This window comes from Bacillus sp. FSL M8-0071 (assembly GCF_037975455.1).
Lineage (GTDB): Bacteria > Bacillota > Bacilli > Bacillales > Bacillaceae > Bacillus > Bacillus subtilis.
The window spans coordinates 1,949,178-1,966,023 of sequence record NZ_CP150256.1 but is presented as its reverse complement, the minus strand read 5'-3'; the positions used below and the strand labels follow the sequence as shown (position 1 = coordinate 1,966,023).

The window sequence follows — 16,846 nt, the reverse complement described above, 5'->3', positions numbered from 1 at the left end:
ACATGACAAAAGCGAATTCAATTCAGGATATTTATCCGCTGTCTTACATGCAGGAAGGGATGCTTTTCCATTCCCTCCTGCAAAAAGATTCACAGGCGTATGTTGAGCAAGCTTCTTTTACAATAGAAGGAAAAGTCAACCCGCAGTTTTTTCAAAACAGCATCAACGCTCTTGTAGAAAGACATGATATTTTCAGAACGATTTTTATCAGCCAAAATGTTTCCTCCCCCCAGCAGGTTGTTCTGAGAGAACGAAATATCATCGTCCTGGAAGAAGACATTACTCATTTAAACGAGGCGGAGCAATCACAGTTTATCGAGCAATGGAAAGAAAAGGACCGGGACCGGGGGTTTCATTTGCAAAAGGATGTGCTCATGCGCATCGCTCTGATTCAAACAGGAGAGAGCCAGTACTCTTGCATTTGGACCTTTCATCATATCATGATGGACGGTTGGTGCCTCAGCATTGTGCTAAAGGAGTTTCTGCATATTTACGCATCTTATGTAAATGCATCCCCTATAACATTAGAGCCGGTCCAGCCATACGGAAAGTATATCAAATGGCTGATGGAGCAAGACAAAGAGCAGGCGGTTTCTTATTGGGACCATTATCTTTCCGGCCACGAACAGCAAACCGTGCTCCCGAAGCAGAAGAAAAAAACAAAGGGAAGAAGCAGGCAGGAACACGTTACATTTTCATTCTCTAAGGAAGAAAGCAGCAGACTTTCAGAGCTTGCTGCAAGAGAAGAAGTGACACTCAGTACGATTTTCCATACTATTTGGGGCATTCTGCTGCAAAAATATAATAATAACGATGACGCCGTATTCGGTTCTGTTATTTCAGGAAGACCCGCAGAAATCGAAGGCATTGAACATATGGTAGGTCTTTTCATTAATACGATGCCGGTTCGGGTGCAGGGGGCAAAAACGCCATTTCTTCAACTTATAAAAGATATGCAAAAAGACCGTCTTGCCGCTGAAGCGTACAGCTACCACCCTTTATATGAGATTCAATCCCGCTCAGCTATTAAGCAAGGGCTGATTGATCATATTCTCGTATTTGAAAACTATCCGGTGCAGCAAGAGATTCAAATGCTGAACAAACAGGAACATGCTACTGATCTTTTTCAGATTCATAATTTCACTGTCGCAGATGAAACCAACTACAGCTTTTATCTTATGGTGGCGCCAGGGGAAGAAATTCATATCAAAATGAACTATGATGCGGAGCAGCACGATCGGTCTTTTGTGCTCTCTGTCAAAGAGCATCTTCTGAATGCTGTATCACAAATCTTAAATAATCCGAATCTTCCACCTGAAGAAATCGATATCACGACAGATACTGAAAAGCGGCAGCTGATTGGAGAAATCACAGATCGAACACCAGTTTACGAAACCATCCATGCCATGTTTGAAAAGCAAGCGGAAAAGACACCAGATGCTCATGCTGTAATTGATCAAGCCTGCTCATTAACATACAGAGAACTGAATAAAGCGGCTAACAGATTGGCACGGCATTTACGAATGAAAGGCGTTGTGAGACAGGAACCCGTTGCGATTATGATGGATCGCTCTGCGGCGTTTATCACCGGCGTTCTTGGAATCTTAAAGGCAGGCGGCGCCATTGTTCCCGTTGATCCGCATTACCCGGCTGACAGAATCCGTTATATTCTGCATGATTGCGGCTGTTCGCATGTTGTTTCACAAGCGCATCTTTCCTCATCGTTAGAAGACAATTACATTATCACTCATCCAGAAGAAATCGAAAGCAAAGTAGACGGCAGTAACATAAAGTCAGTCAACGATGCTGACGATCTGCTGTATATGATTTATACATCAGGCACAACAGGTAAACCAAAGGGTGTTCAATTTGAGCATCGAAACATGGCTAACTTGCTGAAATTCGAATATACTCACTCCGGCATTGACTTTGAAGCAGATGTTCTGCAATTTGCGACACCTTCCTTCGACGTCTGCTATCAAGAAATATTTTCTGCGCTTCTGAAAGGCGGCACACTCCACATCGTTCCAGAAGACATAAAAAGAGATGTGCCTCAGCTGTTTGCATTTATAAACAAGCATCAGACGAATATTGTGTTTCTCCCAACTGCTTTTATCAAAATGATTTTCAGCGAGCGAGAACTTGCGAACTCGTTTCCTGATGGCGTCAAACACCTGATCGCAGCCGGGGAACAATTAATGATTTCAGACCTTTTCCAAAATGTGTTGCGTGAACGCGGCATACACCTGCACAATCATTACGGACCTTCAGAAACTCATGTGGTATCTACGTATACCATTCATCCTGGAGACCCTATTCCTGAGCTTCCGCCAATCGGTAAACCGATAGGCTGTACTGATCTATATATTTTGAATCATCAAAAACAGCTTCAGCCATGCGGCGTACCAGGCGAACTCTATATTTCCGGCGCAAGTGTTGCCAGAGGATATGTCAATCACGATAAACTGACAAGCGACAAATTTTCATCCGACCCATTCAGGCCTGGTGTGATTATGTACCGGACAGGTGATTTGGCCAGACGGCTTGAAGACGGCAACATCGAATATATCGGACGGGCAGACAATCAAGTGAAAATCAGAGGTTATCGAATTGAGCCGCAAGAAATCGAAGTCACGCTAATGAATCATCCGGACATTAGTGAGGCTGCCATTCTCATCTGGCAAGATCAAAACGGTGAACATGAATTATGCGCTTACTATTGCAGTGTACAAAAGCTGAATGCAATAGATTTACGCAGTTATATGGCTAGTGAGCTCCCAGAATACATGATTCCGGCGAAATGGGTATGGGTTGACAGCATACCTCTTACCCCAAACGGAAAAGTAGATCGCGCAGCACTTCCGGAGCCAGATGCTTCAATCAGCGGAAACCCATATACTGCCCCTCGAAATCTATTAGAGGCAAAGCTTTCGCAACTATTTGAAGATGTGCTAAAGAATGGGCATGTAGGCATCCAAGACAACTTTTTTGACAATGGCGGCCACTCGTTAAAAGCAACAGTGCTTATGTCACGGATCGCAAAGGAATTCCATGTGCAAGTTTCACTTAAGGACATCTTTGCTCATCCGACTGTTGAAGGATTAGCTTTAATCATTCGAGAGGCAGAACAAAATCCGTATGCAGCAATTGAACCAGCAGAAAAAAGGGATACATATCCTGTATCTTCGGCCCAAAAACGAATCTATGTGCTTCAACAGCTTGATGAGGGTGTCGCCTATAACATGCCTGCGGTCTTAGAACTGGAAGGTGCACTGGATGTCGCCAAACTGTCTGCTGTATGTAAAGAACTGATCAGCCGGCATGAGCCGCTTCGAACTTCCTTTGTATCCGGAGCTGATGACGAGCCGGTTCAGCGTATCCACACCGAAGTGCCGTTTACGTTAAGTAAAGAGACCACTATCGAGGGATTTGTCCGTCCCTTTGATCTCAGCCAGGCGCCATTATTTAGAGCAGGCCTTATAGAAGTGTCAAACGAGAAGCATGTATTGCTGGTGGATATGCACCATATCATTTCAGATGGCGTATCCGTTCAGCTCCTAATCCGAGAATTTACCGATCTTTATGCAAACCGGCAGCTTAAGCCATTGCGGATCCAATATAAAGATTACGCCGTATGGCAGCAGAAATTTAAAAAGGGAGACTCGTACCAAAAGCAGGAGACTTACTGGCAGCAGCAGTTTAGCGGGGATCTTCCTATACTGGAGCTTCCAACAGATAAACGACGTCCGGCAGAACGTCAATTCATAGGCGGAAAAGTAACCTTTCAATTGGACAAAGAGATCACGGCCCGCATAAAGCGGCTCGCCCATAAAAACAGAAGCACGCTTTATATGACGCTTCTCGCTTTGTATTCAGCCTTTTTGTCTCGGTTAAGCGGTCAGGATGATATCGTGATTGGTTCACCTATCGCCGGACGGCCCCATGCCGACCTTGAAGCTGTTCTTGGGATGTTCGTCAATACACTGGCTCTCCGCACACGCCCGGCGGGTAATAAGACGTTTGAGGAATTTCTGAAAGAAGTCAGACAGACGGCACTAGAAGCGTATGAGCATCAGGATTACCCGTTTGAAGAGCTTGTGGACAAACTCGGTGTGCAGCGGGAAATGAGCCGGAATCCTTTGTTTGACACAACGCTAGTCCTTCAGAATATGGAACAGCAAAAGCTAAAAATGAATGATGTACAGCTTCAGTGGAACGACTTGGTGCACCCAATATCAAAATTTGATATTTCCCTATACGTTACAGAACATGATTCCGAGCTTTTCTGTCAGTTTGAATACAGTACAGCTTTGTTTGAGAAAGAAACCATCCAAAGGTGGGCCAGCCTTTTCACCACGCTTGTGGAACATACAGCTGCCAGTCCTGAAACAGAATTGGACAATATTCCAATCTTAACAAAAGAAGAAGAGCGAGATTTCATTGAATCATGCCATCTGTTTGAGGAGACGGGCTATTCAATGAATCAAACGCTCCACTATGCACTCGAACAGCAGGCAGCAAAAACGCCTGATCAGACGGCTGTTGTTTTTGAAGATGGAGTGATGACCTATAAAGAATTGAACGAACAGGCTAACCGTATCGCCTGGGAGCTGATCGGACGGGGGGTAAAACCCGAAACGACTGTTGCCATTATAGGAAAGCGTTCACCTGAAATGCTGCTTGGCATTTATGGCATTCTTAAAGCTGGCGGCGCTTATCTGCCCATCGACCCGGATTATCCGGAAGAACGAATCAGCTTTCTGCTGGAGGACAGCGGTACAAACATTCTCCTGCTTCAGTCTGCCAGCCTTCATATTCCGGCATTTACAGGAGAGATTGTCTATCTCAATCAGACAAATAGCGGACTGGTACATCGTTTGTCCAATCCGAATGTGAACGTTCTCCCGCAATCTTTAGCCTATGTCATCTATACATCCGGCTCTACCGGGATGCCTAAGGGTGTTGAAATTGAACATCGATCAGCGGTGAATTTTTTGAATTCCCTACAGTCCCGCTATCAGCTAAAGCATTCAGATATGATTATGCACAAAACATCATATTCATTCGATGCTTCAATATGGGAGCTGTTTTGGTGGCCTTATGCCGGAGCTTCTGTTTATCTGCTTCCTCAGGGAGGCGAAAAAGAACCTGAAGTGATCGCGAAGGCCATAGAAGAACAAAAGATCACAGCTATGCATTTTGTGCCTTCAATGCTCCATGCATTTTTAGAACATATAAAATATCGCTCTGTACCGATTAAGACAAACAGACTCAAGCGAGTGTTTTCTGGGGGAGAACAGCTGGGGACCCATCTTGTCTCCCGATTTTACGAGTTGCTTCCAAATGTTTCAATAACCAATTCCTATGGGCCAACGGAAGCAACCGTAGAAGCTGCATTCTTTGATTGTCCGCCGCAAGAAAAACTTGAACGGATTCCAATTGGAAAACCTGTTCATCATGTCAGATTATATATCCTGAATCAGAATCAGCGGATGCTGCCTGTTGGATGTATCGGTGAACTATACATTGCCGGAGCGGGTGTTGCCAGAGGTTATTTGAATCGGCCGGCATTAACGGAGGAGCGTTTTCTAGAAGACCCGTTTTACCCGGGGGAACGCATGTACAAAACAGGGGATGTGGCGCGCTGGCTCCCTGACGGGAATGTTGAATTCCTCGGGCGCACGGATGATCAGGTAAAAATCCGCGGCTACCGGATTGAGCCGGGAGAAATTGAAGCGGCACTAAGAAATATAGAAGGTGTAAGAGAGGCGGCTGTTACCGTACGGACAGACAGCGGGGAGCCGGAATTATGCGCTTATATAGAAGGGCTCCAAAGAAACGAAGTGCGTGCACAGCTTGAGAGACTGTTGCCAGGCTACATGGTCCCAGCCTATATGATAGAAATGAAACAGTGGCCGGTTACGCCAAGCGGAAAGCTCGACCGAAACGCCCTGCCAGCTCCTGGCGGAGCGGCAGATGCGGAGACCTACACAGCGCCGAGAAACGTGACTGAGATGAAGCTTTCTCAGCTGTGGGAGGACGTGCTGAAAAATGGCCCTGTCGGGATTCACGACAACTTTTTTGACCGCGGGGGACATTCCTTAAAAGCAACGGCGCTTGTCTCACGGATCACCAAAGAATTCGATGTACAGGTGCCGCTAAAAGATGTGTTTGCCCATCCGACGGTAGAAGGACTGGCGGCCGTTATCCATGAAGGAACGGACAGTCCATATAAAGCGATAAAACCGGCTGAAAAGCAGGAAACGTATCCGGTTTCCTCTGCCCAAAAGCGGATTTATGTCCTTCAGCAGCTGGAGGACGGAGGGACAGGCTACAATATGCCGGCTGTATTAGAGCTCGAAGGGAAGCTCAACCCTGAAAGGATGGACAGAGCTTTCAAAGAGCTGATCAAGCGCCACGAGTCGCTTCGGACCTCCTTCGAACAGGACGCAGGAGGCGATCCGGTTCAGCGCATCCATGACGAGGTGCCGTTTACGTTACAGACTACAGTTCTCGGCGCACGAACCGAACAGGAGGCCGCAGCCGCATTTATCAAACCGTTTGATCTCAGCCAAGCGCCGCTGTTCCGTGCCCAAATCGTAAAGGTATCAGATGAGCGGCACCTGTTGCTGGTTGATATGCATCACATCATTTCAGACGGTGTTTCCGTCAACATTCTGATTCGGGAATTCGGCGAGCTGTACAATAATCGGAAGCTTCCGGCGCTGCGCATTCAATATAAAGATTATGCCGTATGGCAAGAAGAATTTAAAACTGGAGACGCGTACAAAACGCAGGAGGCGTACTGGCTGAAGCAGCTCGAGGGCGAGCTGCCTGTGCTGGATCTTCCGGCTGATCATGCCCGCCCGCCGGTGCGAAGCTTCGCGGGTGACAAGGTCTCATTTACGCTGGAACCAGAGGTTGCATCAGGCCTTCACAAGCTGGCACGAGAAAACGGAAGCACACTGTACATGGTGCTCCTTGCGGCTTACACCGCGTTCTTGTCACGCTTAAGCGGACAGGAAGATATCATCGTCGGCTCGCCAATCGCCGGCCGGCCGCACAAGGATCTTGAGACGATACTCGGCATGTTTGTGAACACGCTGGCGCTTCGGACGCGCCCGGAGGGCGGGAAGCCGTTTGTACAGTACTTGCAGGAAGTGCGCGAGACAGCATTGGAAGCCTTTGAGCACCAGGATTACCCGTTCGAAGAACTTGTCGATAAGCTTGAATTGACACGGGATATGAGCCGGAATCCAGTGTTTGATGCGATGTTAGTTGTTCAAAATAATGATTACGAGCGATTGCATCTTCATGATTTGCAAATGAAGCCGGCACAAGTTTCTCATCTCGTTTCTAAATTCGATTTGACACTACAGGCATCTGAGGGCGACGGAAACATTCATTTCCTTTTTGAATATTCAACCGCATTGTTCGAGAAAACCACCATTGAACGCTGGGCATCGCATTTAACAAATGTACTTAGCATCATTGGTAAAAACCCGGAGGTGACACTCAACCATATCGACATCCTGACCCAAGAAGAGCGGCACCAGCTGCTTAATGAGTTTAACACCGGGCAAGCGAATCAATACGGAGTTCAAACAATCAGTCAATTGTTTGAGCAGCAAGCTGCACGAACACCAAAAGCTTCTGCACTTGTCAGCGGAGACAAAACACTGACGTATCAAGAGTTGGACGAGTGGTCCAATGGAATCGCACGTGCATTGCGCAACCGAGGTGTTAAGCCGGACACGCCAGTAGGCATCATGATGCATCGTTCGTTCAGTATGATAGCATCCATACTTGGTGTGTGGAAAGCCGGAGGCTGTTACGTTCCCATTGATCCTGAATACCCGAAAGAACGGAAACGCTATATCCTCAGCGACAGCGGAACGAAACTGCTGATGACAATAAATGAAGCGGATCTGGGAGTACTTGCTGACTTTGAAGGAGAGATCTTGACGATAGAAAGCGCGGAGGCATATAACAAATCGCCGCTGCCGCAAGTGTCGTCTGCCCATCATTTGGCTTATATCATTTATACTTCAGGAACGACGGGCCGGCCAAAAGGGGTGATGGTCGAGCATAAAGGGATTGCCAACACGCTTCTGTGGCGGCGAAACGCTTATGCATTCAACGAGACAGATGCCATCCTGCAGCTCTTTTCTTTCTCATTTGACGGCTTTTTAACTAGTATGTTTACACCACTTTTGTCAGGTGCAAAAGCCGTTTTGCTTCATGAAGAGGAAGCGAAGGATATTCTAGCCATTAAGCATCAGCTGTCTCGTCAACGGATTACACATATGATTATTGTGCCTGTTTTATATCGAGCGCTTTTGGACGTAGTGCAGCCGGAAGATGTAAAGACGCTTAGAGTCGTCACACTGGCGGGAGAAGCGGCTGACCGCGAATTGATCGACCGCAGCTTAGCTATATGTCCGCATACCGAACTCGCCAACGAATATGGACCGACAGAAAACAGCGTGGCGACTACCGTCATGAGACATATGGAAAAGCAGGCATACGTAAGCATCGGCCAGCCGATTGACGGGACTCAAGTGCTGATTTTAAATAGCAATCATCAGCTTCAGCCAATCGGTGTTGCGGGAGAGCTTTGTATAGCAGGAACAGGGCTTGCAAGAGGGTACGTCAATCTTCCAGAACTGACAGAGAGAGCATTCACGCAGAATCCATTTAAACCCGAAACACGAATGTACCGAACAGGAGACGCCGCCAGATGGATGGCCGACGGTACACTCGAATATCTCGGAAGAATCGATGATCAAGTCAAAATCAGAGGATACCGTGTAGAAACGAAAGAAATTGAATCGGTCATCCGGTGTATAAATGGTGTAAAAGACGCCGCAGTAGTTGCTCATGAAACAGCGTCAGGACAAACCGAATTAAGTGCTTATGTGGTGGCAAAACCAGAGTTGAGCACAAATGCTGTACGCTCAGAATTACAAAACAAGCTGCCGGTGTTTATGCACCCTGCGTTTATTGAAAGACTGGATTCACTTCCATTGTCATCAAACGGCAAGCTGGATCGCAGAGCACTACCGAAACCCGTATCGAAGAGCGGAGCTGAACGTCCATTCCTCCCGCCAGCCAGCAAAATGGAACAAATACTGGCAGATATATGGAAAGAAGTACTGGGGGCAGAAAAGATCGGAACAGCTGATTCGTTCTTTGAACTTGGTGGAGATTCAATCAAAGCGTTACAGGTATCTGCGCGGCTTCACCGGTTAGGCAAGCAAATGGCAGTGAAAGATTTGTTTAGCCATCCGACCATTCAAGAATTGGCAGCTTATATCCGTGATTCAGATACAAGTTCCAGCCAAGCTGCGGTTGAGGGAGACGTACAATGGTCGCCTGTTCAAAAATGGTTTCTTTCTCAAGATATAAAAGAAAAACACCATTTTAATCAGTCCGTAATGCTGCATCGAAGCACCTCTGTACAAGAAGACGCACTGCGCAAAACGTTAAAAGCAATAACGTGTCATCATGATGCGCTGCGAATGGTGTTTACACAGAATGAACAAGGAAAGTGGGATCAATATAATCGGCCGCTCAGTCATTCGGACGACGCGTTGTACGGCCTTCAGATGATTGATTTATCAGCTCCGGACGGCACTGATGGAAATAGAGCGTATGAGCCTATTATCAAACGCCATGTACTTGATATTCAGCAGAAAATGGATTTGAAGAATGGTCCGCTGCTGCAAGCCGGTCTTTTCCACACAATTGACGGTGATTTCTTATTTTTATCGGCTCATCACCTCGTCGTTGACGGCATCTCATGGCGGGTTCTGCTTGAAGATTTGGCTTTAGGGTATCGCCAAGCTGCTGGCGGGGAGGATATCAAACTGCCTCCTAAAACAAGCTCATTTAAAGCGTATACGAAAAAGCTCTCTGACTACGCTGAAAGCCAGCAGCTAATGAAACAGCTCAAGTATTGGCGCGAAGCCGAAGAGTATCAAACAGAGGCATTGCCTTTTGATCACATTGATGGCACTAGAGCACACGAGGGACAACGGTCCACGATTTCGTTTACCTTAAACGAGAAAGAGACAGCAGCACTCTTAAAAGACGCCAACAGCGCATATAACACTGATACGCAGGACATGCTGCTCGCTTCTGTCATTCTTGCGCTGCGCCATTGGACCAATCAATCCGCCTTCAAACTATCATTAGAGGGCCACGGGCGAGAGGATGTATTAGAAGGAATAGATGTGAGCCGGACGGTTGGATGGTTTACCGCCATTTATCCGTTATTGGTTAAATTGAACGCAGACTTGCCAGATTCGGAAGAATACATGGTTCATGTTCTAAAAACAACAAAAGATACACTGAGACGTGTACCTGACAAAGGATTCGGCTACGGTGTCATCAAATATTTGACGCCGCCTGGCAAAAAAGACATCAATTTCACAGGTGCACCAGAAATCAGCTTTAATTATCTTGGTCAATTTGAAAGCGGCCGCTCAGCTGAAGTACCTGAGGAGGACGCCTTCTCATTCTCTCCGCTTGGTGCCGGAGGTGATATCAGCACAACATGGAACCGTGAACAGTCGCTGGATATCAGCGCAATCGCTGCAGAAGGAAAATTGACTGTCAATATGACTTATGACAATGCCCGCTTTCAGCGCAAAACCATCGAACAGCTTAGCGAAACATGCCGTCAATTTTTATTACAGCTGATCGAACACTGCCAGAACAAAAGAGAAACAGAAAAGACGATCGGTGATTTTGATGATCAAGAACTAACCGAGGACGCGCTGCAAGAGATCGCTGATATGCTCAGTTTTCACTAATGAATCCGTGAAGAAAGGTGCAGACACTATGGATAACATCAAAAAAATCAAGAACATTTATCCTCTGAGTCATATGCAGGAGGGAATGCTGTTTCATTCCTTCCTCCGTAAAGAGGAGGGGGCATACGTTGAGCAGTCGCTCTTCACCATTAAAGGAAGCCTCAGCTATGAATGGTTTCAGCGCAGCATTCAAGCCATTATCGACCGCCATGATATTTTCAGAACTGTGTTTTTGCCGCACGTCCCGCATTTGTCGGGACCTCGGCAAGTCGTGATGACAGAACGTGAATTCCATTTGTACAGCGAAGACATTTCTCATCTGCCAACAAACGACCAGAATGAGTATATTGAACGCTTTAAGGAGAAGGACAAGCAAAAAGGCTTTGATCTGCAAAAAGACATGCTGATGCGGATTTCTCTATTCAAAACAGCTAAAGATGAGCATGTCTGTATCTGGAGTCACCATCATATTTTAATGGACGGATGGTGCCTAGGTATTGTTATGCAGGAATTTATGCAAATTTATCAATCAATTCATGCAGGAAAACCGCTTTCATTAGACCCTGTCCGTCCGTACAGCACCTATATTTCCTGGCTGACAAACCGAGACAAAGAAAAAGCAGCAGCCTACTGGGATACCTATTTAAAAAACTACAGCACTCCATCACCTCTGCCTCGTGTGTCTGATAAAGAAACAAAAGAAGGTTATCACCGTGAAGATTTGATATTTTCATTAAATAAACCACTGACAGACAAGCTGAAAGAGACTGCAAAACAACACGGCGTCACGCTCGCTACCCTAATTCAGGCGGTCTGGGGTGTGATGCTGCAGCAATATAACCGCACAGACGACGTTGTGTTTGGCGCAGTTGTATCAGGAAGACCGTCAGAAATCCCGGGCGTGGAGCAAATGATAGGGTTGTTTATCAATACCATACCGATTCGAATTAAAACACATCAAGACGAAACGTTTCAAGAACTGCTCATACGATGCCAGAAAGAAATGCTGGAAGCTGAGCCGTTTACCTGCCAGCCTTTATTTGATATTCAGGCAAACACCGCATTAAAACAGGAACTGATTGATCACATTATCGTCTTTGAAAACTATCCGTTACAGCAGAAAATCGCCGATTCCGCTGATCAAACCGATTCACCGCTGCAAATCGATCAAGTTCAAGTATCCGAGCAATCAGGATATAACTTTAATCTTGTCGTTGCTCCCGGCGAAGAGCTTGTCGTCAAGTTCAGCTATAATGCATTCGTTTACGATGCTGCCTGGATCAGCTGTATCAAGAGGCAATTTACGCAAGCGCTTAGCACAGCTGCACAGCACCCTCATATGCCAATTGCTGATTTTTCTTTTCTTGATGCAACAGAAAAAGAGCAGATTGTCACACAGTTCAACAATACAAAAACGGAGTATCCAAAGAATCATACAATTATCGATTTATTTCGCGAACAAGCAGAAAAGACGCCAGACCATACCGCACTTGTGTATGGCAATATGTCTATTTCGTATAAAGAGCTTGATAAACGCTCTAATGCGCTCGCCAGAGAGTTAATTCAAAAGGGATTTCGGAAAAACGAGACAGCCGGAATATTGGCTGCACATTCTCCCGAATTCATGATCAGTGTGCTCGCCGTATTAAAAGCAGGGGGAGCATACCTCCCGCTTGATGCGGAGCTTCCGCCTGAACGAGTCAGCTTTATGCTTGAGGAAACGCAAGCAAAAATGCTGATTGTTCAAAAGGGGCTGGAGCAAAATGCTACGTTCTCAGGAACATGTATGATTGCAGATGCGCAGGCATTGATGGGAGAGAACCATTTTCCTATCAACACCATCTCCAGTCCAGATGATCTTGCATATATCATGTATACCTCAGGATCAACAGGCCGGCCGAAAGGGGTCATGATCACGAATCGCAATGTCGTGTCCCTTATCAGCAACAGCAATTACACGTCTGCGTCCGGTGATGACCGGTTTATTATGACTGGATCTATCAGCTTTGACGCCGTCACCTTTGAAATGTTCGGGGCGCTTTTAAATGGCGCAAGCCTTCATATCATTGATAAATCGACAATGCTGACACCTGATCGGTTTGGAGCGTATTTGCTTGAAAATGGCATCACAGTGCTATTTTTAACGACGGCTCTTTTTAATCAGCTGGCACAGGTACGAGCTGACATGTTTCGCGGACTCCATACGTTATATGTCGGAGGAGAAGCACTCTCTCCTGCCCTGATGAATGCTGTCAGGCACGCCTGTCCAGATCTCGCGCTTCATAATATTTACGGGCCTACGGAAAACACGACTTTTTCAACCTTTTTTGAAATGAAGAGAGACTATGCGGGGCCGATTCCGATTGGAAAACCAATCAGCAATAGCACCGCTTACATCTTAGATACAAAAGGACGTCTTTTGCCAATAGGCGTTCCCGGCGAGCTTTGTGTTGGCGGTGATGGGGTCGCTAAAGGCTATTTGAACAGAGATGACATGACAAATACTGTTTTTTCTCCTCATCCTTTCTTGCCTGGAGAAAGAATTTACCGTACCGGTGATTTGGCACGCTGGCTGCCTGATGGAAACTTAGAATACATCAGCAGAATTGACAGGCAAATGAAAATCCGCGGAAAACGAATTGAGCCTGCCGAAATAGAAGCGCGCCTGTTAGAAATGGAAGGCGTTCAAGAAGCAGCAGTGACATTGAGAGAAAAAGATGGAGAGGCGCAGCTGTACACTCATTACGTCGGTGATCACAAAAAAACAGATACGGATTTTCGCGCCGATTTGGCGCGTGTGCTTCCAGACTATATGATCCCGCAGCACTGGGTGCGTGTGGAGCGGATGCCGCTTACCGGAAACGGAAAAATAGACCGCAGCGCGCTGCCTATTCCAGAAAATAAGCCTGCCAAACGACAGAACATCATATTGCCAAGAAACTTGGTTGAAGAAGAATTGGCGAACATTTGGAAGCAAGTCCTCGGTGTTAACACAATCAGTATTGATGATGACTTCTTTGCTATTGGCGGACATTCACTAAAAGCACTGCAAGTCATACATACACTAAAACATCAGCAGAACATTGACATACCGATTGATTTCTTGTTCGAACATCCGACAATCGCTCAGCTTGCCGAAAAACTTTATTCTAAACAGCTGAGAGCGGCAGATGAACAGCATGTGATCAAACTGAACCAGCACGGCGCGCAAAATCTTTTCTGCTTCCCGCCGATATCAGGATTTGGCATTTATTTTAAAGACCTTGCTTTATTACTGAATGAGAAGGCAGCCGTATACGGGTTTCACTTTATTGAACAAGACACCCGCATTGAACAATATGTTAATTGCATGACGGACATACAGCCTGAGGGCCCATACGTTTTATTAGGCTACTCTGCTGGCGGAAACCTGGCTTTTGAAGTGGCACAGGCTATGGAGCGCAAAGGATTGGAAGTCAGCGACTTCATTATCGTGGACGCTTATCTAAAAGAACAGCCTTTGCCTATCGATACCGGGAATGACGAATCTGCAGCATATCTGCCTGAAGCAGTCAGAGAAAAGGTGATGAAGAAAAAAAGAAACTATCAGGAATATTGGGCACAATTGCTGAATGAAGGCCACATCAAAGCAAGCATTCATTTCATCGAAGCTGGAATCCACCCCGAAACCAGCGGGCATACAGGCTTAACGAAATGGGAAGGCGCCTGCGGAAACTATAGTGAGTACACGGGTTTTGGCGCTCATAAAGACATGCTGGAAGGAACATATGCTGAAAAGAATGCTGACATCATCCTCGACATTTTAGAAAAGATCACTTCAAATAAAGCAATCCCGCACAAACAATAGAGCGGATTCGCGGACAAAAGCATTCTTTGTCCGCTTCTTTTTGTATCAAAGAATGGATCGATGACACTAGGGAATGATAACATCATCCTTTTTCTTGGAGGCTTGTCATGGAGCATTTATCTTTTCTTACGTTTATCATGCTGATTCTAGCCAGTTACAGGCTGACACATTTGATTGTATTCGACAAAATCACAGAATTTATCCGAAAACCTTTTATGAAAAAGAAAAGGATTGTTGATCAAAACGGGCATGTAGATGAAAAAAGCGTGCCGGCTTCTAACTTTGGATACATGCTCAATTGCTACTGGTGTGCCGGTGTTTGGTGTGCCATCTTGATCGGACTTGGCTATCTTTTTTTGCCTCGTATTGCAATACCGCTGATCTTTATTTTAGCCATTGCCGGAGCACAAGCGATCCTTGAAACGGCTGTCGGTGTCGGCGTAAAACTTATTGATGTGTTAAAAAGTCTGCAAACCATGATGAATGATAAAAAGTCCTAAAAGCGGTTCACAACATGCTTTAGGACTTTTTTCGTTTATTTAGTGAGATAGACATTCTGTTAATCACCCTTTTAAAGCCCGGGAATACCGTAATAGCGAATAGTGAAAGTGATGTAATGGGGGAGAAGAAACAGAATGAAGGTTTGCCAAAAGTCGATTGTCCGTTTCCTTGTCAGCTTGATCATCGGAACGTTTGTCATTTCCGTTCCGTTTATGGCCAATGCGCAGTCTGACAGGGAGCTGAGAGCCGTATGGATTGCTTCCGTATTGAACATTGATTGGCCGTCAAAAAAAGGGTTATCGGTTGAAAAGCAAAAGCAGGAGTATAGCAAACTGCTGGATGATGTGCAAAAAATGGGAATGAATGCCGTTATTGTTCAGATTAAACCGACGGCTGATGCCTTTTATCCGTCCGCTTACGGACCTTGGTCTGAATACTTAACAGGTGTCCAAGGGAAAGACCCGGGCTATGATCCTCTTGCATTTATGATTGAAGAAACCCATAAACGAAATTTGGAATTTCACGCGTGGTTTAACCCTTACCGTATTACAATGAATCATACAGATCTTAATAAATTGTCTGAGAGTCACCCGGCAAGAAAACATCCAGATTGGGTTGCCGCCTACGGAAACCAGCTGTATTATCATCCAGGCATTCCAGAAGCGAGAGATTTTATCGTCAAAGGCATTGAAGAAGTCGTAAAACATTATGATATCGATGCTGTTCATATGGATGATTATTTTTACCCTTATAAAATAGCAGGACAGGAATTTCCTGATCAAGCACAGTATGAACAATACGGAAAAGACGCTTTTTCTAATATCGATGACTGGCGGCGGGACAATGTGAACCAGCTTGTCAAACAAATCAACCAAACAATTAAAGCTGCAAAACCGTATGTCAAATTCGGCATCAGTCCCTTTGGAGTATGGAGAAACGCCGCAGATGACCCGACCGGATCGAATACAAAAGCAGGCGTCAGAAATTATGACGATCTATATGCAGACACAAGGCATTGGATCCAAGAAGGCGACATCGATTATATTGCTCCGCAAATTTATTGGAGTATCGGCTTTAACGCAGCGGCGTACGACGTGCTGGCTGATTGGTGGAGCAATGAAGTCAAAAATAGGCCTGTTCACTTATATATTGGCCAGGCAGCATATAAAATCAATAACAATTTTGATCCGCCTTGGTCCGACCCTGAGGAATATGTGCGGCAAATCACTTTGAACCGCCAGCTTGAACTGGTGAAAGGAAGCATGCATTTCAGCCTCAAGGATCTCAACAAAAATCCGCTTGGCATCAAAGACAGGCTTATCGCCGATCTTTACAGCAAGCCGGCACTGGTTCCGCAAATGCCTTGGCTTGACAATACCGCCCCAAAAAAACCGAAGCTTACGAAAGTCACCGAAGACAAAAACGGCAATCTTCTGCAGATTAAAGATCACCCATCAAATCAAAAAACGAAAGAAACAGCCTATTATGCGATATACAGAGCCGAAGGGAAAAAGCAGAGAACATTGCTGGCAACGCAAAGAAAAACACATGAGCAGCAAACCTTCTTAGATAACACGGCAGATCCCAACAAGAAATATACGTATTATGTCACTTCAGCAGACCGGCTTCATAACGAAAGCAAAGCTTCCAAACGAACAACAAAATAAGAAATGAGAAGGAC

The 16,846-nt window shown here is 45.7% G+C and carries 4 protein-coding genes; all 4 read left to right on the top strand.

Annotated elements, in window-relative coordinates:
- The first annotated feature begins 2 nt into the window (after nt 1-2).
- Complete coding sequence (gene ppsD / locus MKX71_RS09855; RefSeq protein WP_339232004.1) at nt 3-10,817, top strand: plipastatin non-ribosomal peptide synthetase PpsD; 10,815 nt, start codon at nt 3-5, stop codon at nt 10,815-10,817.
- Nucleotides 10,818-10,824: 7 nt separating this feature from the next.
- Nucleotides 10,825-14,664 carry a plipastatin non-ribosomal peptide synthetase PpsE gene (gene ppsE / locus MKX71_RS09850; RefSeq protein WP_339232003.1) on the top strand — a complete coding sequence of 1,280 codons (3,840 nt, stop codon included), beginning with the start codon at nt 10,825-10,827 and terminating at the stop codon, nt 14,662-14,664.
- Nucleotides 14,665-14,771: 107 nt separating this feature from the next.
- A complete protein-coding gene (locus MKX71_RS09845; protein WP_015251983.1) occupies nt 14,772-15,164 on the top strand; it encodes a DUF1360 domain-containing protein in 393 nt (130 codons plus the stop codon).
- A 135-nt stretch (nt 15,165-15,299) separates the two neighbouring features.
- Nucleotides 15,300-16,832, top strand: a complete 1,533-nt coding sequence (locus tag MKX71_RS09840) for a glycoside hydrolase family 10 protein (protein WP_339232002.1) — start codon at nt 15,300-15,302, stop codon at nt 16,830-16,832.
- The last annotated feature ends 14 nt before the right edge of the window (nt 16,833-16,846 follow it).

Excerpts from the sequence above, each read along its gene's own strand:
- MKX71_RS09845 (WP_015251983.1), top strand. The coding sequence starts at position 14,772 with ATGGAGCATTTATCTTTTCTTACGTTTATCATGCTGATTCTAGCCAGT.
- ppsD (WP_339232004.1), top strand. The coding sequence starts at position 3 with ATGACAAAAGCGAATTCAATTCAGGATATTTATCCGCTGTCTTACATG.
- MKX71_RS09840 (WP_339232002.1), top strand. The coding sequence starts at position 15,300 with ATGAAGGTTTGCCAAAAGTCGATTGTCCGTTTCCTTGTCAGCTTGATC.